The sequence below is a fragment of the Stenotrophomonas sp. 364 genome (genome assembly GCF_009832905.1).
Lineage (GTDB): Bacteria > Pseudomonadota > Gammaproteobacteria > Xanthomonadales > Xanthomonadaceae > Stenotrophomonas > Stenotrophomonas maltophilia_AP.
This window is the reverse complement of the sequence record NZ_CP047135.1, coordinates 2,788,846-2,809,488: the sequence shown is the minus strand read 5'-3', so window position 1 is coordinate 2,809,488 and position 20,643 is coordinate 2,788,846. Positions and strand designations below refer to the sequence as shown.

General features: G+C 64.5%; 26 protein-coding genes and 1 tRNA gene. 14 read left to right on the top strand and 13 right to left on the bottom strand.

Annotation, left to right across the window (positions count from 1 at the left end; translation table 11 throughout):
* Positions 1-13: 13 nt before the first annotated feature.
* The 10 genes from infC to GQ674_RS12840 all read left to right on the top strand — a co-directional run bounded on the left by infC (position 14) and on the right by GQ674_RS12840 (position 8,052).
* Entirely contained in the window at positions 14-553 is a 540-nt protein-coding gene (gene infC / locus GQ674_RS12885) for a translation initiation factor IF-3 (RefSeq protein WP_172407481.1), read from the top strand.
* Positions 554-1,019: 466 nt separating this feature from the next.
* Positions 1,020-1,217 carry a 50S ribosomal protein L35 gene (rpmI, locus tag GQ674_RS12880; RefSeq protein ID WP_017355265.1) on the top strand — a complete coding sequence of 66 codons (198 nt, stop codon included), beginning with the start codon at positions 1,020-1,022 and terminating at the stop codon, positions 1,215-1,217.
* Positions 1,218-1,227: 10 nt separating this feature from the next.
* Positions 1,228-1,587, top strand: a complete 360-nt coding sequence (gene rplT / locus GQ674_RS12875) for a 50S ribosomal protein L20 (protein WP_017355264.1) — start codon at positions 1,228-1,230, stop codon at positions 1,585-1,587.
* 195 nt (positions 1,588-1,782) lie between these two features.
* On the top strand, positions 1,783-2,778 hold the full coding sequence (locus GQ674_RS12870; RefSeq protein WP_159497402.1) for a phenylalanine--tRNA ligase subunit alpha: 996 nt from the start codon (positions 1,783-1,785) through the stop codon (positions 2,776-2,778).
* 107 nt (positions 2,779-2,885) lie between these two features.
* A complete protein-coding gene (pheT, locus tag GQ674_RS12865) occupies positions 2,886-5,267 on the top strand; it encodes a phenylalanine--tRNA ligase subunit beta (protein WP_159497401.1) in 2,382 nt (793 codons plus the stop codon).
* Positions 5,268-5,292: 25 nt separating this feature from the next.
* Positions 5,293-5,592 (top strand): integration host factor subunit alpha, encoded by a 300-nt coding sequence (locus GQ674_RS12860; RefSeq protein WP_005410432.1) that lies wholly within the window; start codon positions 5,293-5,295, stop codon positions 5,590-5,592.
* Complete coding sequence (locus tag GQ674_RS12855; RefSeq protein WP_038687283.1) at positions 5,573-5,929, top strand: MerR family transcriptional regulator; 357 nt, start codon at positions 5,573-5,575, stop codon at positions 5,927-5,929. The genes GQ674_RS12860 and GQ674_RS12855 overlap by 20 nt, the downstream gene beginning before the upstream one ends.
* 67 nt (positions 5,930-5,996) lie before the next feature.
* Positions 5,997-6,073, top strand: a tRNA-Pro gene (locus GQ674_RS12850).
* Positions 6,074-6,352: 279 nt separating this feature from the next.
* Positions 6,353-6,964: a hypothetical protein gene (locus tag GQ674_RS12845; RefSeq protein ID WP_159497400.1), complete on the top strand. Its 612-nt coding sequence runs from the start codon at positions 6,353-6,355 to the stop codon at positions 6,962-6,964.
* Positions 6,964-8,052 carry an ImmA/IrrE family metallo-endopeptidase gene (locus tag GQ674_RS12840; RefSeq protein ID WP_159497399.1) on the top strand — a complete coding sequence of 363 codons (1,089 nt, stop codon included), beginning with the start codon at positions 6,964-6,966 and terminating at the stop codon, positions 8,050-8,052. Before GQ674_RS12845 ends, GQ674_RS12840 begins: the two co-directional genes overlap by 1 nt.
* Positions 8,053-8,121: 69 nt before the next feature.
* Here the strand turns inward: GQ674_RS12840 and GQ674_RS12835 are convergent, their stop codons facing one another.
* Together GQ674_RS12835 and GQ674_RS12830 are read right to left on the bottom strand one after the other, a co-directional pair.
* Positions 8,122-9,219 (bottom strand): tyrosine-type recombinase/integrase, encoded by a 1,098-nt coding sequence (locus GQ674_RS12835; protein WP_159497398.1) that lies wholly within the window; start codon positions 9,217-9,219, stop codon positions 8,122-8,124.
* Between the two features lie 3 nt (positions 9,220-9,222).
* The gene (locus GQ674_RS12830; protein WP_159497397.1) at positions 9,223-9,420 is read right to left on the bottom strand and encodes a helix-turn-helix domain-containing protein; all 198 of its coding nucleotides are present in this window, start codon (positions 9,418-9,420) and stop codon (positions 9,223-9,225) included.
* Between the two features lie 190 nt (positions 9,421-9,610).
* Here GQ674_RS12830 and GQ674_RS12825 point away from each other — a divergent pair, with 190 nt between their 5' ends.
* A complete protein-coding gene (locus tag GQ674_RS12825; protein WP_159497396.1) occupies positions 9,611-9,832 on the top strand; it encodes a hypothetical protein in 222 nt (73 codons plus the stop codon).
* Between the two features lie 210 nt (positions 9,833-10,042).
* On the opposite strand, the gene GQ674_RS12820 is transcribed toward GQ674_RS12825, so the two are convergent.
* The 10 genes from GQ674_RS12820 to GQ674_RS12780 form a co-directional block, all read right to left on the bottom strand.
* On the bottom strand, positions 10,043-12,100 hold the full coding sequence (locus GQ674_RS12820; RefSeq protein WP_159497395.1) for a DNA cytosine methyltransferase: 2,058 nt from the start codon (positions 12,098-12,100) through the stop codon (positions 10,043-10,045).
* Positions 12,101-12,243: 143 nt separating this feature from the next.
* Complete coding sequence (locus tag GQ674_RS12815) at positions 12,244-13,194, bottom strand: hypothetical protein (protein ID WP_159497394.1); 951 nt, start codon at positions 13,192-13,194, stop codon at positions 12,244-12,246.
* A complete protein-coding gene (locus tag GQ674_RS21635) occupies positions 13,191-13,694 on the bottom strand; it encodes a hypothetical protein (RefSeq protein WP_236546077.1) in 504 nt (167 codons plus the stop codon). Before GQ674_RS21635 ends, GQ674_RS12815 begins: the two co-directional genes overlap by 4 nt.
* Complete coding sequence (locus GQ674_RS12805; protein WP_159497393.1) at positions 13,691-13,987, bottom strand: hypothetical protein; 297 nt, start codon at positions 13,985-13,987, stop codon at positions 13,691-13,693. The genes GQ674_RS21635 and GQ674_RS12805 overlap by 4 nt, the downstream gene beginning before the upstream one ends.
* Positions 13,984-14,175, bottom strand: a complete 192-nt coding sequence (locus GQ674_RS12800; protein ID WP_159497392.1) for a hypothetical protein — start codon at positions 14,173-14,175, stop codon at positions 13,984-13,986. The genes GQ674_RS12805 and GQ674_RS12800 overlap by 4 nt, the downstream gene beginning before the upstream one ends.
* A complete protein-coding gene (locus GQ674_RS12795; protein ID WP_159497391.1) occupies positions 14,172-14,444 on the bottom strand; it encodes a hypothetical protein in 273 nt (90 codons plus the stop codon). Before GQ674_RS12795 ends, GQ674_RS12800 begins: the two co-directional genes overlap by 4 nt.
* 13 nt (positions 14,445-14,457) lie before the next feature.
* Positions 14,458-14,688 carry a hypothetical protein gene (locus GQ674_RS12790; RefSeq protein WP_159497390.1) on the bottom strand — a complete coding sequence of 77 codons (231 nt, stop codon included), beginning with the start codon at positions 14,686-14,688 and terminating at the stop codon, positions 14,458-14,460.
* A gap of 70 nt (positions 14,689-14,758) precedes the next feature.
* On the bottom strand, positions 14,759-14,908 hold the full coding sequence (locus tag GQ674_RS21510) for a hypothetical protein (RefSeq protein ID WP_201290159.1): 150 nt from the start codon (positions 14,906-14,908) through the stop codon (positions 14,759-14,761).
* Positions 14,905-15,198: a hypothetical protein gene (locus GQ674_RS12785; protein ID WP_159497389.1), complete on the bottom strand. Its 294-nt coding sequence runs from the start codon at positions 15,196-15,198 to the stop codon at positions 14,905-14,907. The genes GQ674_RS21510 and GQ674_RS12785 overlap by 4 nt, the downstream gene beginning before the upstream one ends.
* 568 nt (positions 15,199-15,766) lie before the next feature.
* On the bottom strand, positions 15,767-16,471 hold the full coding sequence (locus tag GQ674_RS12780) for a S24 family peptidase (protein ID WP_159497388.1): 705 nt from the start codon (positions 16,469-16,471) through the stop codon (positions 15,767-15,769).
* 71 nt (positions 16,472-16,542) lie between these two features.
* Between GQ674_RS12780 and GQ674_RS12775 the strand changes: the two genes are divergently transcribed.
* The gene (locus tag GQ674_RS12775) at positions 16,543-16,749 is read left to right on the top strand and encodes a Cro/CI family transcriptional regulator (RefSeq protein WP_159497387.1); all 207 of its coding nucleotides are present in this window, start codon (positions 16,543-16,545) and stop codon (positions 16,747-16,749) included.
* 90 nt (positions 16,750-16,839) lie between these two features.
* Here GQ674_RS12775 and GQ674_RS12770 read toward each other — a convergent pair whose 3' ends face one another.
* Positions 16,840-17,046 (bottom strand): hypothetical protein, encoded by a 207-nt coding sequence (locus GQ674_RS12770; protein WP_159497386.1) that lies wholly within the window; start codon positions 17,044-17,046, stop codon positions 16,840-16,842.
* 44 nt (positions 17,047-17,090) lie between these two features.
* Here GQ674_RS12770 and GQ674_RS12765 point away from each other — a divergent pair, with 44 nt between their 5' ends.
* Together GQ674_RS12765 and GQ674_RS12760 are read left to right on the top strand one after the other, a co-directional pair.
* A complete protein-coding gene (locus GQ674_RS12765) occupies positions 17,091-17,645 on the top strand; it encodes a phage regulatory CII family protein (protein ID WP_236546076.1) in 555 nt (184 codons plus the stop codon).
* A 417-nt stretch (positions 17,646-18,062) separates the two neighbouring features.
* Positions 18,063-20,474 (top strand): DUF5906 domain-containing protein, encoded by a 2,412-nt coding sequence (locus GQ674_RS12760; RefSeq protein ID WP_159497385.1) that lies wholly within the window; start codon positions 18,063-18,065, stop codon positions 20,472-20,474.
* Positions 20,475-20,643 lie beyond the last annotated feature (169 nt).

Genomic DNA, 20,643 nt, shown 5'->3' with positions numbered 1-20,643 from the left:
CGGTTTGATTCCTCTGGGAGATTGCAATATCAGTACCCCTGACAACAAACAGAACCGCAAGAATCAGGAAATCCGGGTGCCGCGCGTACGCGTGATCGGCAGCGACGGAGAAATGATTGGCGTGTTGACGCGTGACGAAGCGCTGTCGATGGCCGAAGACGAAGGTCTGGACCTGGTCGAGATTCAGCCGCAGGCTGATCCGCCGGTGTGCAAGATCATGGACTTCGGCAAGTTCAAGTTCGAAGCGCAGAAGAAGGCCAACGAGGCCAAGAAGAAGACCAAGCAGGTCGAGATCAAGGAAGTGAAGTTCCGTCCGGTCACCGATGAAGGCGACTACCAGATCAAGCTGCGCAAGATGCGCGGTTTCCTGGAAGAGGGCGACAAGATCAAGGTCAACATCCGCTTCCGTGGCCGTGAAATGAGCCATCAGGAACTGGGTCGCGAAATGGCCAACCGGATCGAAGGTGATCTGGGTGAGGACATCGTGATCGAGTCCCGTCCGCGCCTTGAAGGCCGGCAGATGGTCATGATGATCGCGCCGAAGAAGAAGTAACCGGCCCTCGGGCCTGGCCAGAACCGGCGGGGTAGAGCCGACCGTTGGTCGGCTGCACAGCCCCCGTGGCGAGGGTAGAGCCGACCGTTGGTCGGCTTGACCGCTCCGCGCACCACGCATCAGGCGCCCAACGGCGCCTTCTGCCGTTTTCCGCGCGCGGCCGGGCACAACGCCGGCGCTCGCGCTCGCGCCCGTTCCGTTCAGGTTCGGCCGCCCCGCGGCAAACATTCGCCCAATCAACAGTTTGCAACCTCCCGTGTTCGCGGGCATAATGGGCGGCCCCGTTTTGCGGGGCGCTGTTTTGAACGGTTTCAAGCCCGGCAACGGGCATGCTGTTTCAACGGCAACAGGACCGGCCTGGTTCCCATCGGGGATCCCGGGCTTACAAGCAGGCAAGGGCATGGACGGAAAGTGTGGCGCAGGCCACCGCCCTGGTCAGTGACAAAACATCATCAAGGACATTGCAATGCCCAAGATCAAAACCAACCGGGCGGCGGCCAAGCGTTTCCGCAAGACCGCCTCCGGCAAGTTCAAGGCTGGCCATGCCAACCGTAGCCACATCCTCACGAAGAAGTCGACCAAGCGGAAGCGCAATCTGCGTCAGACGAACCATGTTCGTGCAGAAGACGCAGGCCGTTTGAACCGTATGCTTCCCTACCTCTGAGGACTGACCCATGGCACGAGTAAAGCGTGGCGTACAGGCGCGTCGCCGCCACAAGAAAATTCTGACCCTGGCGAAGGGTTACTACAACGCTCGCCGCAAGGTCTTCCGCGTTGCCAAGCAGGCCGTGATCAAGGCACAGCAGTACGCCTACATCGGTCGTAAGCAGAAGAAGCGTAATTTCCGTTCGCTGTGGATCACCCGCATCAACGCGGCTGCCCGCATCAACGGCCTGAGCTACAGCCGTTTCATGAATGGCCTGCTCAAGTCCGGCATCACCCTGGACCGTAAGGTTCTGGCTGACATCGCCGTGCACGACGCAGCCGGTTTTGCTGCACTGGCCGAAAAGGCCAAGGGCGCGCTGGCGGCATAAGTCCATTCCCCCGCCGTTGCCGCAGTCGCGCAGCGGTGGTGGGTAAGGCAAATGCATGGGGAAGGGCGCAAGTCCTTCCCCATTCTTTTTTGTGTTGGCGGTGGCCCTCCCGGTGCCCCCGATCGACAGCGGTGGCGACGGGGGTCGGCCCGACGCGTATCGCGATGGCATACCGACGCGAGGCTCCGGCTATCCATGAGTGACATCCAATCCCTGACCACCCAGGCACTGGCCGACGTGGCCGCTGCCAGCAGCCCCGATGCGCTGGAAGCCCTGCGCGTGGCACTGCTCGGCAAGAACGGCAGCATCACCGCCCAGCTCAAGCAGCTTGGCGCATTGCCGGCCGACGAGCGCAAGGCCGCCGGTGAAGCCATCAACCGTTCCCGCGACGCGCTCACCAGCGCGCTGGCCGACCGCAAGGCCGTGCTGGAAGACGCTGCGCTGGACGCGCGCCTGGCGGCCGAATCCATCGACATCACCCTGCCGGGACGCCGCGCTGATCGCGCTGGCCTGCATCCGGTCACTCGTACCCTGGAGCGCATCACCGAGATCTTCGGCCGGCTCGGGTATGAAGTGTCCGAAGGCCCGGAAATCGAAGACGACTGGCACAACTTCGAAGCGTTGAACTTCCCGCCGCACCACCCGGCCCGTGCAATGCACGACACCTTCTATTTCGGCGACGGCCGCCTGCTGCGCACGCATACCTCCGGGGTGCAGGTGCGCTACATGGGCGACCACGCGCCGCCGCTGCGCATGATCGCCGCCGGCAAGGTCTACCGCAGCGACAGCGACCAGACCCATTCGCCGATGTTCCACCAGGTTGAAGGCCTGCTGGTCGACGAGCATTCGACCTTCGCCGACCTCAAGGGCACCTTGTCCGAGTTCGTGCGCGCGTTCTTCGAGCGCGATTTCGAGATGCGCTTCCGACCCAGCTACTTCCCCTTCGTCGAACCCGGCGCGGAAGTGGACATCGCCTGGCAGCAGCCCGATGGCAGCACCCGCTGGCTGGAAGTGCTCGGCTGCGGCATGGTGCACCCGAACGTGCTGCGCAACGTGGGCATCGACCCGGAGCGCTACACCGGCTTTGCTTTCGGCATGGGCGTGGAGCGCTTTGCGATGCTGCGGTATGGCGTCCACGACCTGCGCGCGTTCTTCGAGAACGACGTGCGGTTCCTGAAGCAGTTCGCGTAACGCCGGTACAGCGTAGCGCCGGGCTCTGCCCGGCTATCCAGCAACGCCCAACGCACCACCATTCATCACGGCCCAGGCGCATGCGCCGGGCCCACCAGGGTGACACCATGAAATTCTCTGAAAACTGGCTGCGCAGCCACGTTCCCACCTCGGTTTCGCGCGACGAACTCGGCGCGGTGCTGACCGCCATCGGCCTGGAAGTGGAAGAGGTCACCGCGCTCGGCGCGGGCCTGGACCACGTGGTGGTGGCGCGCATCGTGTCGGCCGAGCGCCATCCCGAAGCCGACCGCCTGCAGATCTGCCAGGTCGATGCCGGGCAGGGCGAGCACGTGCAGATCGTGTGCGGCGCGCCGAACGCGCGCCCGGGCCTGGTTGCGCCGCTGGCGATGATCGGTGCGCAGATCGGCGAGCTGAAGATCAAGCCGGCCAAGCTGCGCGGCGTGGACTCCAACGGCATGCTGTGCTCGGCCAGGGAACTGGGCCTGGACAGCGACGCGTCCGGCCTGTTCGAACTGCCCGATGACGCGCCGGTCGGCCAGACCCTGGTGGAGTACCTGGGGCTGCCCGACGCCAGCATCGAGATCAAGCTGACCCCCAACCGCGCCGACTGCTTCAGCATCCGCGGCATCGCCTTCGACGTGGCTGCTGCATGCGCCAGTGAAGTGGTGCCGTTCGACGCAGCCCCGGTTGCGGCGGTGGGTACCCGCGAATTGACGATCGACCTGGCGGCCGGTGCCGAAGCGCCGCGCTACGTGGGCCGTGTCATCGAAGGCATCAACGCACGCGCCGCCACCCCGTTGTGGATGGCCGAGCGCCTGCGCCGCAGCGGCGTGCGTCCGGTATCGCTGCTGGTGGACATCACCCAGTACGTGATGCTGGAACTGGGCCAGCCGATGCACGCCTTCGACCTGGGCACCTTGCAGGGCAGCATCGGCGTGCGTCGCTCGCGCGCCGGCGAAACGCTGAAGCTGCTCGATGGCCGCGATGCCGCGCTGGACGACAGCTTCCTGCTCATCACCGACGCCGATCGCCCGATCGCGCTGGCCGGCCTGATGGGCGGCTTCGACACCCGGGTCACCGACGACACCACCGCCGTGTTCCTGGAGGCCGCGCATTTCGCGCCCGCCGCGATCATGGGCCGTGGCCGCAAGCTGGGCCTGCACACCGACGCGGGCCACCGCTTCGAACGTGGCGTGGACCCGGCCCTGCCGCGCACCGCGATCGAGTACGCCACCCGCCTGGTGCTGGACCTGGCCGGCGGCACGCCGGCGCCGGTCACCGAGGCGGTACGTGAGGCCGACCTGCCGGCGACCGCCAGCATCGGCCTGCGCCGCGCGCGCATTGCCCGCGTGCTCGGCATCCAGATCGCCGATGCCGACGTCGAGCGCATCCTGCGCGCGCTGGGCATGGACGTGGTCGCCAGCGCCGACGGCTGGCAGGTGACCGCGCCGAGCCGCCGCTTCGACATCGCCATCGAAGAAGACCTGATCGAAGAACTGGCCCGTATCCACGGCTACGAGCAGATCCCGACCACGCTGCCGGGCGGTGCCTCGCGCATCGCCATGCCCAGCGAGACACGCCTTGACGACCTGAGCGTGCGTCGCCAGCTGGTGGCGCGCGACCTGCAGGAGACCATCAATTACGCCTTCGTCGATGCCGGCCTGCTGGGCCAGTGGCAGCTGCATGAAGACGTGGTGGCGCTGGCCAACCCGCTGTCGGCCGAACTGGCGGTGATGCGTCCGTCGCTGCTGCCGGGCCTGGTGGCCACGCTGGGCCGCAACGCCGCGCGCCAGCTGGGCCGGGTGCGCCTGTTCGAGCTGGGCCGCAGCTTCCACCCGCAGGCAGGCGAGGGCACCCCGGCACCGCTGGAGACCCAGCGCGTGGCCGCCGCCGTGTGTGGCGACGCCGACCCGCAGCAGTGGGGCCTGGCCACCCGCAAGGTCGATTTCCACGACCTCAAGGGTGACCTGGAATCGCTGGCGGCCGCCTCCGGCGCGGTGCTGACCTTCCAGCCCTCACAGCGCCCTTACGGCCACCCGGCGCGTTCGGCCGAGGTGCTGCGCGATGGCGTAAGCCTGGGCTGGATCGGTCAGATCCTCCCGCGCCTGGCCAAGGCCATGGACATCGACGTGGACGTGTTCGCCTTCGAGCTGGACCTGGCCCCGCTGGCCGCCCGCCAGCTGCCGCGTGCGGCCGAGCTGTCGCGCTTCCCGTCGGTGCGCCGCGACCTGGCCTTCCTGGTGCCTGAAGCCGCCGCCTGGGCCGACCTGGAAGCCACCCTGCGCCGGGCCGTCGGGCCGCTGCTGCGGCAGGTGACCCTGTTCGACCGCTACGTCGGCCAGGGGGTCGAGCCGGGCTTCAAGAGTCTCGCTATGGGCTTGATTTTGCAGGACAAGTCGCGCACTCTGACGGACCGCGACGTGGAGTCGGTAGTGGCTGAGGCTGTCTCTGCCATGGAGCGTGAACACCACGCCCGGATCCGCGGTTGAGCGGGCAGCATGGGGGGTAGCAGGAATGGCATTGACCAAGGCTGAGATGGCCGAAAAGCTGTTCGACGAAGTGGGTCTGAACAAGCGCGAAGCCAAGGAATTTGTCGACGCGTTCTTCGATGTGTTGCGTGAGGCATTGGAACAGGGACGTCAGGTGAAGCTGTCCGGCTTCGGCAATTTCGACCTGCGGCGCAAGAACCAGCGCCCGGGTCGCAACCCGAAAACCGGCGAGGAAATTCCGATTTCCGCCCGTACGGTGGTTACCTTCCGTCCGGGCCAGAAGCTCAAGGAAAGGGTAGAGGCATATGCTGGATCCGGGCAGTAACCGCGAACTTCCGCCGATACCGGCAAAGCGCTACTTCACCATTGGTGAAGTCAGCGAGCTTTGCGATGTCAAACCGCACGTGCTGCGCTACTGGGAAACCGAGTTTCCCAGCCTGGAACCGGCCAAGCGCCGCGGCAACCGCCGCTACTACCAGCGCCACGACGTGCTGATGGTGCGCCAGATCCGCGGCCTGCTCTACGAGCAGGGCTACACCATCGGCGGCGCGCGCCTGCGCCTGGAAGGTGCCGGTGCCCGCGACGAATCGACGCTGAGCAACCAGATCATCAAGCAGACGCGGATGGAGCTGGAAGAAGTGCTGCAATTGCTTCGTCGCTGAACAAATTCTTCGATAAAACCGTTATACTCGTCGGCCCGCTGAGAGGCGGGGACAGTACCAGCAGCATCGGGGCGTAGCGCAGCCTGGTAGCGCATCTGCCTGGGGGGCAGAGGGTCGTCGGTTCAAATCCGGCCGTCCCGACCATTGTTGGTATTAAGATCAAAGGCTTGCACTCACCGGTGCGAGCCTTTTTTCGTTCTACACCCTATTCCCACCCTGTACTCACCCTATCAATGTATCGGTCAGGGCTCACGGACAACGCTTCGGACAGTTGTCGCCCCGGTTGAGGAGAGGGGCCGAAGCATCCGCCGTCGTCCCAATAGAGTTGTCCGGATGCGGGTTATAGAGTTGGTTATAATTTACAGTCGCAAATGTAGTTGATACACTGGGGCTGTCATCCATTGCCCCTGCAGGTGTGCGCCAGTGACCCACCCCAAAATCGAGGTCGTGAAGTCAGCTCTCCACCGGATTGAGCCGGTGCTCAGGACGGCCATTACATCGGGCTGGGAGGACTGGCGGGGGTCTAAGCTCAGTCACTGGCGTCGGCGCGGACGCGCCAATTATGTTTGGGAGCAGATGGCCCATTACGCAGCCGTGGCGCTGGAAGGCGTTCCTGGCGTGTCGGTGGTCGTCAAGCACGAGTCTTACCACTTCCTTGTGGATGGCACAGTCGCCTTCCGACTTAAAAAGTCCGACGGCGGGGGCCTTACGAGGAACTACCCGACCCAAGAGGCGCTCGCGTTCCATGACCCTCAGCTGCCGCTGACAGGAGTCGCCGCCCAGCAGCGCGTGGAGGTTACGTACTGTCTAAATCCCAATGAGACTGATATTGCGGACATTTTGGTCGTCGGCCGGGCAGGGGGGGCGATCCTGTGGACCTATTCCTTGATAGACAACGATTCGGTAAGCTCCCTGCCCGCCGCCCAGCCTGATGCTCCGCTGCAGCCGATGCCCGCCGTCAAATCCACAGGTTTGGTGCGTTTGAAGGGCCGTAAAACTAACGATGACAAGGCCGGTGAATCCGGTGAGAGCTGATGTCCACCTTCAACAAAGAGATCCTTCGGACCGTGCGCCAGGCTCGGGGCAAGAGCCAGTCGCAGCTAGCCGCTGACGCACGCGTGTCCCAAGCAGCGGTATCGAAACTCGAGGCGGGACTGATCACCGACCCGTCCGACGAGGTCGTAGATAAGCTCGCTGCGGCGGTCGATTTCCCAAAATCTATCTTTTTCGAGTCTGACCGCTCTTTCGGCCTGCCGATTAGCCTTCACGGTAATGCTATGTATCGGCGAAAGGCGAGCACGGGCAACCGCGCATTAGAAAAGCTGGAAGCGGACCTCAACATCCGCCTCATGCATATCCGCCGGTTGCTGGCTGCGGCAGATATCGAAGCGCAGTTGCTTCTGCCGGCACTTGATCCGGATGAGTACGATGGCGACATCGAGCTGATCGCAGAGATGATGCGCCGAACATGGGGCCTGCCCAACGGCCCGCTGCACAACCTCACCGACCACATCGAGCGCGCGGGTATCGTCGTCATAGAATGTGATATGTCGTCCATTGGCGTTGACGGGCTGACCATCAGAACGCTTGGTGCCCCGCCCTGCATCTTCATCGACAGCAACGCCCCTGGTGATCGTCAGCGCTTTACGCTTGCGCATGAACTTGGCCATCTGGTCATGCATAGCGTTCCTTCGTCAACCATGGAGGAGGAGGCCAATCAGTTCGCAAGCGCGCTGTTGATGCCCCGGCGCGACATACGGCCGTACCTGCTCGATCGGATCACGATTCAGAAGCTCGCGGCACTTAAGCCAATTTGGCGTGTCTCGATGGCCTCGCTGTTGATGCGTTGTCAGTCCATTGGCCTTGTGCAGCCAAGCCAAGCCCAATACCTGTGGAGGCAGATGAGCGCGATGGGATATCGTCGCGCTGAGCCGGATAGCATTGCCGTCGCACGTGAGCCAACGAAGGTACTGAAAGAAATCGTCAACCTTCACCTGCAGGAGCTTGGCTACACGGCGGGGGAGCTCGCCAAATCGCTCCATATGCACCCCGAAGAATTGCGCCTGTTGTACGGGGTTGAGGATCAGGAGAAGCCTGTGCGAAGGCTCCGATCCGTGAGCTGACGGTTCAGCGCGGTGCATACCGGAAGGAGCGAGCGAAGGAGACGACCTGGTCGCCCCGGTCGTTTTCAGCTAACGGCCGAGCGTGAGCGCGGGCGCTACCTCCGTCCACGGGGCGTCGTGCCCATCCAGGTAGTGGTCTGTCATCGACTTAGAAGCATGCCCCATCAATGCTTGCACCTCTTCAGTCGTCCAGCCCGAATCGCGGACCAAGGCGCCGCCCAGGCTTCGGATTTCATGGAAGCTTGGCGGATTGTCGCCAGCGACACCCGCTGCCTCACGTGCATCCTGAAACGCTCGGGTCAGCTGCTCCGGCATGACCTGGGTGTGGTGCACGCGTGCTGAAGCACGCTTGTCCGATGGCCGAGCCCGGTCAGGGAGCCGGTGAACCACGTACGGGGACACCACCGAGTCGCGAGCCTGCGAGAGAAGAGTGGCTAGCTGTTCGCTGATCCTGATCTTCAACTTCACCAATGAAGTACCCTCGGTTTTCTGAGGGACGACCCACAGGAAGCCGTCGCGCACGTCGGAGAACTTGAGAGATACGATGTCCTCGCGCCGGAGCAGCGTGACCAGTGACAGGTCCATCGCAAGCCGGAGCCATGGCTCGGCATGGTCCCAGACGCTGTCGTAAATCTCCTTCGTTAGGCGAGTTCGCTTTCTCTCGTGCTGGAACCGGCGGGTGGCCAGTACCGGGTTGGTGTCGATCCAACCTTCCTGTACGGCGCAGCCTAGGATCCAGCCCAGCACCAGGCGGAACTGTTGGCGCGCGCGATCGGAGGCCGTGACCGCGCGGATGAACTCTGCGCAGTCCTTGACCGTGACCTGTTCGACCGGCCGAGCACCTATGCCGGCTTCGATGCGACGGATCACGCTCTCATACACCTCGGCCGTCTTCGGGGCCCACTTCCGCCCAGGGATATCGTCCCGGCGGAACACTGCAATTGCATCGGCGACTGTTTCCTTTGAGCCGATCACCCGATCGACTAGGTCATTCGTCGGCATCAGCAGCGCATTTAGCTTCTTGGCAGCGGCAAATGCCTTGGCCTTGTCGGTCCCCATCCACGTTTCCTTCTTTGTGGTCGGGTGACGGTACTTGTAGCCATCGCGGTTCGGATAGAGGTTCGCCGGCCAGCCTTGGCGGGCCTTGCTGCGTGGTCGTGGTGTCATGGATCATCCAGCCTGGAGGACGCGCTCAACGAGGTCATCCCCGTCTGCGAGCCATGCGTGTTCGTCAATAAACCAAGTGCCGCCGACCTTTTTTGCGGGGATCTTCCCATCTCGAAGCCAGCGCTGGAGAGTGGGAGTACTTGGCCGACTTGCCTTGTCGAAGTATCGATCTAGCCATTTTTCTGTGGTCAGCAGGTGCATTGCTCCTCCTTCGAACCATGCGCTCCGCCGCGACGGGCGGCGCAGGCCGGCAGCCTTTCGGGATGGCTGATGTGTCGGTGGGTCATGAGTGACCTCGGATCGCATGGGTTGAGTGATTCCGGTGGCGGCCTTTGCGGTCCCCGGCTATCGTGTTCGTCGGATGCTGTGCAGAACGAATGAGAGGGCGCAGGTGAATTACGAAGAAGACTGGGTGTGCGAGGCTCAGGGCAGGAAGGTGATCGTCCGGGTCCGTCTGGACCGTACCGGTGTTGGCGCAACGATCCTGCGGTACGCGATCGACGGCGGCCCGGCACAGGCGGGAATTGATGTGGCCGTCGCCTCGCGCGAAGAGGCGCGGCAGTGGGCGCAGGGTCGCGTTGAGCAGCTTTTGGGGCCGACCGTAGGCGAGTGACTTTGAGTCGCGATTTTTCACGGGAATAGGTCCAGTTGGGCTGCGGGGGCTGATCGTTCTTTGGCCGAGGGTGGTTCGATGGCAGCGACGGCCCGTTGGCGGCGTTGGCGGCCCAGCGCAGCACCACGCGGGAGAAGGCAGTGCCTCGCCGGGCGCGGGCTTCGTGCAGCAGCACGCGCGCTTTGTGCATGGAGCGGTCTGCCTGGCGCATCACGCCGCCACCGCCATCGGCGCGGCGACTGGGTCCAGGTTGGCCACGGCTAGGGCGCGCAGCGGCGGCGGGCTGACGCTATTGCCGACCATGCGCACGGCGGCGCTGGTGGTGAGCGGCGTGCCGTTGGCGGTGCGATCGATGATGTAGTCCGCCGGGAAGCCTTGGGCGCGGTACAGCTCGTGCGGCTTGAGCATGCGTAGGCCGATGTCCACGATGACGTAGGGCGTGCCCTTGATCACCACGGTGACCAGCGCCAGCCGGTCACGCGTGGTGATGGTATCGACCGGATCCGACAGGCTTGGCACGTTGGCACCGGTGCCGTAGTACTTAATCAAGAAAGCGGCCACCCGCAGCGCGCCTTCCTGGTGCTCGGGCGATAGCTCTGCCAGCTCTGCCTCGGCGACGGCATGGCCCCCGTTCCCGCTTGCGGTGACCGTGCCCACCGGCTCGCGTGCATCCTTGCTGCCGGCACCCCAACGCTGGACACCTCCAAGGCGGCCTTCGCCGTGTGCGGCTTGCACCATGAAGGCCGTTGACAGCGCATGGTGTCCTGCCTGAGCGGCCACCGTAGCCAGCGGCGTGCGAGCATCGGCACCGACCATGTTCCTCCGCAGTGTGACCAGCGAGGCAGCAGCTACGCCCAAGGCATGCGCCGCGCCTGCCGGACGCGCAGCACCAGCACCTGAGGTGATCGTCGGCACAGGCTCGGTGGCAGGTGTTCCGATGCTGTCGCCCCGGAACTTCACCAGGTGCGGGGCCGCCACTGCATGCTTCACGCCGCCCGCCACGATCGTGCCCAGCGGCTGCTGCAGGTCCAGTGCGCGCGGCGCCTGGCCAGCGCGCTCTCCGTAACCGGTCTGCACCAGAACCGGTGCCACGAGGGCGGTGTCCGCCTTCGCGGTCATCGTGTAGAGCGGGTCAGCGCCCGAGCGTGGTTCCGACTGGCCGGCACGGCCGCCGACGCCGGCGAGGATCGGAGTGACCACCGAGAAGTGGCCGCCCTTCACCCCGGCGCAAACGGTGCGCAGCGGCTCACCCGCGTCCATGGTGCGCTGGTTGCTGGCGTTGGCATGCTCGGCAATGAAGGCTGCGGCGGCCGCACTGTTGTCCGCGCAGTTCGCCGGCACCGGCACAATGAACGGGTCCGCCGACTGGATCACGTGGCGCACGGTGCCCTTGGCGATGCGGCGCATGGTGGCGTCGGCCAGCGGCCGCTTGCGACCGAAGACGGACGGGCAGGGGATGCTGAAGTCTAGGCAGTCGGCGGCCGATACGCGCGGCTTCTGGCCTGGCGCGGTGCCGTGGCTTGCCGCCGGCCACACGATCGGCTCGCCGTCGCGGCGGCCAAGCAGGAACAGGCGTTCCCGGCTGGTGCCGGCGCCGTAGTCGCTCGCCACGAGCTTGCGCCATTCGACCGAGTAGCCCAGCGCACGCAGCGCGGCAACGAACTGCCGCCAGGTGCGGCCGGTGCGGCTCTTGTCCGGCACCAGCTGCTGATGCTCGACCGGCACGCGCTCGCCGCGTGCTGCAACGGTGCCGTCCATCTTCAGGACGCGGCCGGTGGCCTTGCAGCGCTTGGCGATCAGCGGGCCCCAGGTCAGGATTTGCCAAACGTTCTCCATCGAGAAGATGCGCGGCGCGGTGTTGGTGCCGTCGACCAGGTCAGCGCGCAGCAGCATGCCTATCCACTTCAGCACGACCCATGACAGGGCGCGGGTCTTCCGGCTGCGCGGCTGGCCGCCCTTGGCTTGGCTGAAGTGGGTGCAGTCCGGGGAAGCATGGAACCAGCCGATCGCGCGGCCGGCCACGTCTATGCGCGGGTCAGCATGCCAGATGTCCTCACGGTGGTGACTGGTGAGCGGGTGGTTCGCCGCGTGCATGCCGATGGCCAGCGCGTCGTGGTTGTAGGCGAGCGCCGGGTCCTGGCCCAGTGCTTGCTTGAGCGCCTCGCTGGCGCCGCCGCCGCCGGCGAAGAGGTCGACCACGATCTCACCGGGCCGCAGGCGGGAGCGCTGGGGCAGGGGGAAGTTGAAGGAGCGGGAGCCATCAGCCATTGGTGCATTCCTGGGGGTAGAGGTGGCGGCGGTCGCTCGGGATCATCGGCCCGGGCTTCGGCTTGACGGTGGCTAGGGAGCCGGCTGGGTTGTTTGGATTGGCGGCGCGGACCCGTTGCAGATCGCGGGCACGCTGTTGGATATCAGCCATTGCCCACCCCCGGCGCTGCGTCGCGCTGGCCGCCGATCAAGTTTCGGAACTCGGTGATCACCTCCGCCGCGATGCGCTGGGTGTACGCCCTCTCTGCCTTCGTCATCCGGGTTTGGCGACCAGAGATCATGTTTCCGGCTACGTAGTCGGCATCGCACTGGGCGACGAACTGCATGACCGTGCGGTCGCCCATCGCACCCCAGAAGCCCTGCCACGCATTGCCATAGCAGGTGACCACGATGCGGCCACGACCCCAAGCTTGGTCCTGCACGAACACGCTGATCGGGTCGAGCTTGTTGCGCGCCGGAATGCGGATCTCCTGGACCTTGCCGAAGCTGGGCTGCTGGTGCGCCACCGGCTGGCGGGCGGCGAGGGCTTCCATAAGCTCTCGGATGTGGTCGAACCACGCAGTGTGGTCATAGTCGCCGGACAGGATGTCTTCGCGGTGTTCGTCATTCGTGGCGCGGTCTGCGATGAACTGTCGAACGGCCTTTTCACTTACCGGTTCCTGCACCTCGCCAACCTGCTGCTTGCCAGTTGCTGCGAGATGTTGGGCAAGTGCACAGGCGAAGTCGGCGGCCAGCGTCGTGGTGATGTAGCGGGTGAAGTCGTGGCGGCGAAGCTCCCGCACGAAGAAGTCTGCGACGTAACGGCGGCCGCCTTCGCTGGTACTGAGCGAACCATCCTCCTTCTGCACGGCCAGGTCTGCGGGCTTTGCAAACCATGCCCGGATGTTGTCAGCCACGGCCTGCGGGTCGGTGATGCTGCCGCCGGGAACGCAGTCGGCCAGCATATTGTCCACATCGATAGGGGGCGCCAGCGGGATGGTGAAACAGCTGGGGCCGTGCTCTTCGATGGTGGCTTTCTCACGCGGCGTGATCGCGCGCTCGCCCCCATCCCAGTACATGACGGCGTTCGGGATTACGCTGGGTTGGCTGTTCATGCGGCTGCTCCGTTGGCTTCGCTGCGCTTGTTGCGGGCTTCGGCGGTCGCTTCGTTGATCTGGCGGCGGCTCAGGCTCGGCCGGATGGCAGTGGTACCGAGGACCTCGATCGCTCCACCGCGCTTGCGGAAGTCGGCGAGCAACTGCTCGAGCTCCTGGCGTTCCTGGTCCTTGTGCAGGACGGTGGTGCTGTTGTTGCTGCCGGTTGGAGTGGGGCGCTCCAGCCGAGCAGTGGCGGCTACTGGCGGTGCCGCTTGGCCTTCAACGCCGCGCATCAGCTTCCGCATTGCGGTGGTGAGGAACCACACCTTGTTGCCGGTGGTGGTGCTTGCGCGCACCTGGTCCGCATCGAACATCGCGCCCAGCGAGTTGTTGAGCTGCTTGAGCGTGCAGTCGATGCCTGTGGCGAGAAGCTGCTCGGCGGTCGCGCCAGGCGGGCGATCGAGCAGGAGCGCTCGGATCGCTGCGGCGCGGCCGTGGCGTTGAATCTTGGCGGTCATGCGGTTTCCTTGAGGGTCTGGTCGCGCACGGTCACGCCCTGGCGATCAAGCCAACGACGTGCCGCCTGCAGCGACTTCTGAGAAAGGGAGTAGTGGCCTGCGCCGATCCGCAACTGACGGCCACGCACGGTCGCGGTGCGCCCGGTGGCAGCCGACAACTCGGTGGGGGTGGCGCTGTAGGGGCTGGCATACAGTCCAGCCCACAGCCAGCCAGCGCATACCATCAGCACCAGAGTGGTGCCATGGGTGCCGGTGGGGAACGAATGCTCAACGGGTAGGGTTGACGCTTTCATGCCGCGTCCGCCTGCTCAGCGGAGGCCCGATAGGAAGCGGCCAGGGCATCCCACTGCGACGCGAAACGCTGAAACGTCTCTGCCTGCTCTTTATGGCCGACCATGGACTCAGCATCGGCCTCCATGCGCAGCGCCGCGGCATATGCCGCCTTGGCTGTGGCAACCTTGAGAAAGTACTCGCGGGTCATGGTGCCCCCGCGCTGAGGCGTGCTTGTTCCACCAGTGCGGTGGCCTGCGCCATGCCCGATTTGGTCAGCGTGGCCTGCGTCGGAAAACTCGGGTCGTCGTAGTCGATCAACGCACGTTCGTACAGCCAGTTGGTAACCCGCCGTGTAAAGACCTTGGCTGGCTGCCTGGTCGAGCAGAAGCCGCCACGGGTGCGCTTCAGCGCATGGCCGGCCGCAGCGAAGGCAGTAACGAGCGCGGCGCGCTCCAGGGGTTTGAGTGGTGCAGCCATTGCGTTCTCCAGGTCAGGCGGCGTGCTGGGCCGGCAGGCGGGCCAGCACGGCGCCGCGGGCGCGGGCGAGGTGAGAAATCGGGATCAGCAGCGCCGCTAAGCCGGGGTCGGTCCAGCGCAGCTCGGCGATCGCGAGGGACGTGCTTGGAACAGTCGCCTTCTGGCAGAGGTGGCACTCGAAGTGCACTAATGCCGGGCACGGGGCGCCGAGCTGATGACCGGTAGGTGCGCCGGTCGTGGTCACGATTTGCGGTCGATGCCCAGGACGGCACAGCGGAATGGAGGCGGGGGCAGGGCGGGCGGTCTGCATGGCGTCAGCCCCGAACCGTGGATGAGGCGGCGAAGCGCGGCTTGATCGCATCGCGGTCTGCGTGCGCCTGGCTGATTTCGACCAAGCGCAACGGGATGACGACGGCTGCCACGAGGGCGAGCAGGGCCCACGCGGCGTGGTGTCGGCGCTTCATGCGGCACCTCCTTTGACGCAGGCTAGGGCGGCTCGCAGCTCCTGCACGCGGTCATCCCTGCCCGCCGGATAGACCGTCACGCCAGCGCGGTTGTAGTACGAAATCCTGACTTTGAAGCCGTCACCTTCGGCATCGAATATCGCCTGCAACTGGTCGATCAATTCGCCTAACGCTGCGCCGGCTTCCTGTAACGCGTCGGCGTAGCGGCGCGTGTCGGCGCCATCGTCAGCGGCACCGTGCAGCGCGCTCACGGCGTGGCGGATAGCTGCGATCTTGGACGGGGCGCTCATGCCCGCACCTCGGCCGCCATGTCCCGTGACGCGGCTTCAACCCGGCGGCTCTGGACGCCCATGCGGCGCGAGCGGCGCAGCTGGTTGCGACTGTGCTCGCCGGTGCTGCGGATGCGCAGGACATTTGCCCGGGTGTGGTCGCGGGCGGCCTGCGCCAGCAGGCAGGTGGCGGCTCGCAGCGGCAGCGGTTCGGTAGGACATGGCGCTCTCCGTTGAAAAGGAGGGCGCCGGCGGGCCTGTTGCCTGGGGAGTGGCAGCTACGGCTCAGCAGGGGATGGGCTGGGCCGCAGTGGCGACCCGCCGGTCGCCCGTCGGCTGGGGTGCCGACGGGTCAATAAAAGCACACTTATATTTTGAGTGCAAGCGCGCTTATATTAACGCCACTTGCCTCTCGGCTTTTGAGTCCGGACTGTCGGGCCGATGATGATCAGAAGCCACCCGATCGGCCCGAGGAGTAGTCCATACAGGAATCCGGCGACTGCGCGGTTCTTGGTGGCTCCAATTGCCGCACCTATGAATGCAAACAACACAACAGCGATGATCACAACATCCATGATTGCTCCCTGTCCTAGAAACGTTTGAGCGTGAGCCATGCCAGCACCCTGCCGGCAATGTGTAGCTGGTCAATCTCCCCAGGAGGCACGTCCTCAGGCGGGTAGGCCGAATTGTTCGCTGAAAGGATTTGCAGGTTCCCCGACCGAAGATTGGGTGCGAGTCGCTTAATGAGAGCTCGCCCCTGCCAGTTGAAGACGTAGATGCCTTCGCCGTCGTAGTAGGGAGCCTCAGCGTCCACGAAGACAACATCTCCATGGTTGATCACGCCAGCCATGCTGTCTCCCCGCGCGGTGATGATCCTCACGCGATCAAGGCTATGCGGCAAGTTCTGCCTGGCCCACCATTCGGCAACGTCTAGATGTTGGACCACCTCCGGCGGGTCATCATTGATTGCACCGACACCCATTTCGCCCTCCATGCTTAACAGCGGAAGGCGAACGTAGCCCGCAGGGGTTTCACCGGCTGAGACGTGGACTTGGGCGCTGTGCTCCCCAGCACGCATAGGGCCTTCGCCCGCGATCAGCCACTCGATGCGAAACCCGGGATACACCTTGGCTAACTGGACGGCGGTCCCGCCGTGCAGGCTCTTAGTCTTGCCGCTTTCGAGCTGGTAGAGGGCAGATGGCGTGATGCCGGCCTTTTCTGCCGCCGGTTTGGTGTCGTCGTAGCCTGATTCCCTGCGTGCAAGGATCAGGCGGTCAGCGAGAGTCATCGTCATGTTAGCCAGCTTATATGGGAGCGATGAAAGCGTGCTTGCATCGCAATGTGTAAGTGTGCTTTCATTGCGCCATGAACCAGACCGTCACGAAGAAGCAGGCTATCGAGGCATACGGAAGTGTTGCCGGGCTCGCCGATGCATTGGGCATCACGAGGTCGGCGATCTACCAATGGCCCGATGGGCCAATTGCTGAAGTCCATGCGCTGAGGCTTCTGTATGTCCTTCGGCCATCCGGGTTACCGGTTGCCCTGATTCAGGGTGCAGCATGCGGCAGCTGATCTTGCTAATGCCATGTCTCGGTAACTCCGAGGTCGGGCCGGTCCTTGATGAGTGCCTCACGGCTGAGGGCGAGGGCGGTGGGCTGGTGCTCACGGCTGATAGCTGGCTGGCGCTTCGTGGCCGGCTACAACTCGCAGCGCCACCGCTTCATTGGTGGGAGGTTCCGACCAATGCGTGATGTCAGCTGCGGCCGGCGCGAAGAACACCGCCGCCACTCCGCCCATGCCCTGGCTCTCGCTGTAGTGGCGCAAGGCGCTGAAGTGCATGCGCTGTTGGAAGAGGATGATCTCGCTCATGGCCTGCATCTTGAGGTCGATGCGGCCTGCAGCGGAACGATGAAATGCGCAGCATTTCAGGGGGCGGCATGACCTGCGCTCGCTCGGATATCTACTGGCGCGATGCGGCATACAACGCCGTCATGAAGATGCCCGGCAGCGTGAACGCTGCTGCTGCCTATTTGACCGAGCGGCGCGGCGTCAGCATCAAGGGCGAGACGCTGCGTAAGAAGCTGCGCGGCCTCGACGGCGAGTCCATCTCCATGGAAATGCTGGAGATGCTGACGGAATGGATGATGGAACTGACTGCAGGCACCCCGGTCGCCACTGACTGGATCCTGTCACTGGCCGCGCAGTTCAATCTGGCTGTGGATCACGTGCCTGCCGCCCCAGAGGCTGGATGGCCCGATGAAATAGCGGCCATTAGGGACAAGCTGCTGCACGTGTCCAAATTCTGTGGGCAGTTGTCGGCTGTTGCGCTGGATGTTCTGGCCGACAACCGGGTGACGCTGGCCGAGGCAGACAGGATGCTCGATGCACTCCAGGCATTGCGCACGATGTGCCACCGCATGGAACGCAACCTGCGCAGGGCATTGAAGAAAGGTCGGCGGCGTGAGTGACGTGGCCGTCTACCGACCGCCCCGGGCACGGACAGCGAACGGTCGTCGGATCATCAGCGCCGCAGTGCGCGCAGAGATAGAGAACATCGAGCGCCTGCTGTCCGGAGCGGCACCCGGACCGGTGGGCAATGAGGCATTGGCCGAGCGCGACCGCCTGTGGAGCGCGCAGCAGAACAGGGAAGGGCAGCAGTGTGACTTGCCCTTGGGGAATCCGGAACGCCATGACCATCACTGACCTTGCCCCATCCCCCCGGGGGTGGCATTGAAGGCCCGCGCGAACGGTTTAGTTTCGCTGAACTTTCGAACCTGAACGGCGAATCTGAACAGCGGCCAGTCGATGGGTCCTCCCCAGGCCTCCCTGACGCGGGTAACCAAACGCGCAATGGTCGTGTACATAGCGGCTCTGGAACTTACTGAATGTCCGCCAATTACGATGACGTGCTGTGCCAGTTGCACGATGCTGGTCTGATCCTCGACACCCTGGACGTCAGCGGCCGCATGGTTCGCTGCAAAGTGGAGGGGTCGCGCGAGCGCCGCGGCTGGTATGTCTTACACGAGCTCAACACCGGTAACGGTGATCTGCTGATCGTTGGCACCTTTGGTGTGTGGCACGGCAACGACAACGGCGCGCAGAAGGTTGAGCTGCGCAAGCGCGACAGCTCTTTCAGCCAAGAGCAGCGCGAGGCGCTCAAGCGCCGCTTGGCCGAGGACCGTAAGCGCGCCGAGGCTGCACGGCTGGAGCAGAACAAACGAGCTGCCGCGCGTGCGAGTGCTGCGTGGAGCCGGGCGCTGCCTGAGGGCGAGGCGGACTATCTGGTTGAAAAGGCAGTGCAGCCGTTCGGTCTTCGTTACGGCCGCAGTGGCGTCGCCTTGGTGCCGCTGCTCGATGTAAACGGCTCGGTGCATGGCCTGCAGGTGCTGCGTAGCGCAAAGCAGGCGCAGGCTGCCGGCAAGCCTGCCAAGGAGTACTGGCCTGCCGGCCTGGCCAAGAAGGGGCACTTTCATCTGATCGGCGGCACACCGCAGTGGGTCCTGCTGGTGGCTGAGGGCTACGCAACAGCGGCAACACTGCACATGGCCACCGGGTACCCGGTGGCCGTGGCCTTCGACGCCGGGAACTTGATGGCCGTGACTGCGATCTTGGCAAAGCGCTACCGCGCGGCCAAGGTCCTGGTCTGCGGCGATGACGACGCGCTGCAGAAGTGCCGCAGCTGTAAGTCGCGCCTGGTGCTGGCAGAAGCCCCAGAGATTTGCCCAACCTGCTCTACGCCCCATGGGGCATCGAACGCAGGGTTGCTCGGCGCGGAAGCTGCGGCGCTCGATGTCAGTGGTGCAGTGCTGCTGCCTGCGTTCGCCGACGAGGCCGGTCGCCGCGAGCGGTTCATTGAACACGGGCGCAAGGTCAGCGACTTCAATGACCTGCACGTGCTGGAAGGGCTGCATGTTGTACGCAGCCAGGTTGAGGCCCGCATCACGGAGCTTTCGTGGCGACCCCGTAGCGAAACCCGCGCGCCTTCCAACTCCACCACCGGGGGCGAGGGGCTGGCCCCGCTCAAGCCCATCGACTCGCTCGATGAGCTTCTGGAGCGCTTCGCGCTGGTGTACGGGCAGGGTGGCACGGTGTTCGATCACAAGGAACACATGCTCATGGCGCTGGGTGACATGGGGCATGCGTGCGTCCGGCGCGAGCTGCACCGCGCGTGGATGGAACACCCGGCGCGATCGATTGTGCGCGTGCGCGAAGTGGACTTCGACCCGTCTGGCCTGAAGGAGGGGGTTACCTGCAACCTGTTCGCTGGCTGGCCTACAACACCCAAGGCAGGCGACTGCGACAAGCTCCTGCATCTGCTTTGGCACATGTGCGGTAACGAGGCCAATCAGAAGGCGCTGTACGACTGGGTGCTCAGGTGGTTGGCGTACCCGTTGCAGCACCCTGGTGCCAAGATGAAAAGCACCATCGTTATTCATGGCCCGCAGGGCACCGGCAAGAACATGTTCTTCGACGAGTACATGAAGCTGTTCGGCGACTACGGGCGTGTGCTTGATCAGGCGGCACTGGAAGACAAATTCAACGACTGGGCCAGCCGCAAGCTGTTCCTTCTGGCCGACGAAGTGGTGGCGCGCACCGAGGTCTACCACCTCAAGAACAAGCTCAAGGCACTGATCACCGGCGACCGGATCCGCATCAATCCGAAGAACATCCAGGCTTACGAAGAGGACAACCACGCCAACCTGGTGTTCCTGTCCAACGAGGCGATGCCCGTAGTGTTGGAAGAAGATGACCGCCGGCACGCGGTCATCTGGACGCCGGAGAAGTTGACGCAGGACTTCTACCTGGAAGTGATGGCTGAGATCCGCAACGGCGGCACGGCCGCGCTGCACGACTATCTGCTGCGCCTGGACTTGGGAGACTTCTCCAATGGCACCAATCCACCTATGACGGACGCGAAACGGGAGCTGATCGGCTTGAGCCAGGACAGCCCGCAGCGCTTTCTGGATGAGTTGTACGGCAACGATATCCCGGGCGTCAAACCTCGCCCGGCGCTGTCGAAGGAATGGTACGAGCTCTACAAGGTCTGGTGCGGCAGGGAGGGTGTGCGGCCCGCGCCGAACCCCAAGTTCGTCAATGCGCTCGTGCGCAAGCGGCAGATCATCCATCCCGACCGGGCGCGCAAGCGCTATGTGGTTGCGCAGACGACCCACGGGCCGCACGGCTTCCTGATGCTGGGGGCGACCGAGGCAACCGACGGGCGCAGCGAGCAGGCGTTCCTGGGCGACGAAGTGCAGGCCTTCCGGACTTCCTTCAGTGACTACAAGGGGCGCGCATGAGTGCTTCGGCCAATCCTGTGCGGGACGTGCGGGACAGTGTGCGGGATGTTGTGCGGGCGACTGCCCTACTGGCAGCAGGTTTGTGCGGGACGTGCGGCTCTACCCCTTTACGTGGGCGCGGGCGCGTGCGGCACGCCTTGCAAGGCACTCGCACCTTTGCGCTCCTGCG

Coding starts and splice junctions, on each gene's coding strand:
- rpmI (WP_017355265.1), top strand. CDS start 1,020: ATGCCCAAGATCAAAACCAACCGGGCGGCGGCCAAGCGTTTCCGCAAG.
- rplT (WP_017355264.1), top strand. CDS start 1,228: ATGGCACGAGTAAAGCGTGGCGTACAGGCGCGTCGCCGCCACAAGAAA.
- GQ674_RS12870 (WP_159497402.1), top strand. CDS start 1,783: ATGAGTGACATCCAATCCCTGACCACCCAGGCACTGGCCGACGTGGCC.
- pheT (WP_159497401.1), top strand. CDS start 2,886: ATGAAATTCTCTGAAAACTGGCTGCGCAGCCACGTTCCCACCTCGGTT.
- GQ674_RS12860 (WP_005410432.1), top strand. CDS start 5,293: ATGGCATTGACCAAGGCTGAGATGGCCGAAAAGCTGTTCGACGAAGTG.
- GQ674_RS12855 (WP_038687283.1), top strand. CDS start 5,573: ATGCTGGATCCGGGCAGTAACCGCGAACTTCCGCCGATACCGGCAAAG.
- GQ674_RS12840 (WP_159497399.1), top strand. CDS start 6,964: ATGTCCACCTTCAACAAAGAGATCCTTCGGACCGTGCGCCAGGCTCGG.
- GQ674_RS12835 (WP_159497398.1), bottom strand. CDS start 9,219: ATGACACCACGACCACGCAGCAAGGCCCGCCAAGGCTGGCCGGCGAAC.
- GQ674_RS12830 (WP_159497397.1), bottom strand. CDS start 9,420: ATGCACCTGCTGACCACAGAAAAATGGCTAGATCGATACTTCGACAAG.
- GQ674_RS12820 (WP_159497395.1), bottom strand. CDS start 12,100: ATGGCTGATGGCTCCCGCTCCTTCAACTTCCCCCTGCCCCAGCGCTCC.
- GQ674_RS12815 (WP_159497394.1), bottom strand. CDS start 13,194: ATGAACAGCCAACCCAGCGTAATCCCGAACGCCGTCATGTACTGGGAT.
- GQ674_RS21635 (WP_236546077.1), bottom strand. CDS start 13,694: ATGACCGCCAAGATTCAACGCCACGGCCGCGCCGCAGCGATCCGAGCG.
- GQ674_RS12805 (WP_159497393.1), bottom strand. CDS start 13,987: ATGAAAGCGTCAACCCTACCCGTTGAGCATTCGTTCCCCACCGGCACC.
- GQ674_RS12800 (WP_159497392.1), bottom strand. CDS start 14,175: ATGACCCGCGAGTACTTTCTCAAGGTTGCCACAGCCAAGGCGGCATAT.
- GQ674_RS12795 (WP_159497391.1), bottom strand. CDS start 14,444: ATGGCTGCACCACTCAAACCCCTGGAGCGCGCCGCGCTCGTTACTGCC.
- GQ674_RS21510 (WP_201290159.1), bottom strand. CDS start 14,908: ATGAAGCGCCGACACCACGCCGCGTGGGCCCTGCTCGCCCTCGTGGCA.
- GQ674_RS12785 (WP_159497389.1), bottom strand. CDS start 15,198: ATGAGCGCCCCGTCCAAGATCGCAGCTATCCGCCACGCCGTGAGCGCG.
- GQ674_RS12780 (WP_159497388.1), bottom strand. CDS start 16,471: ATGACGATGACTCTCGCTGACCGCCTGATCCTTGCACGCAGGGAATCA.
- GQ674_RS12775 (WP_159497387.1), top strand. CDS start 16,543: ATGAACCAGACCGTCACGAAGAAGCAGGCTATCGAGGCATACGGAAGT.
- GQ674_RS12770 (WP_159497386.1), bottom strand. CDS start 17,046: ATGAGCGAGATCATCCTCTTCCAACAGCGCATGCACTTCAGCGCCTTG.
- GQ674_RS12765 (WP_236546076.1), top strand. CDS start 17,091: ATGCGCAGCATTTCAGGGGGCGGCATGACCTGCGCTCGCTCGGATATC.
- GQ674_RS12760 (WP_159497385.1), top strand. CDS start 18,063: ATGTCCGCCAATTACGATGACGTGCTGTGCCAGTTGCACGATGCTGGT.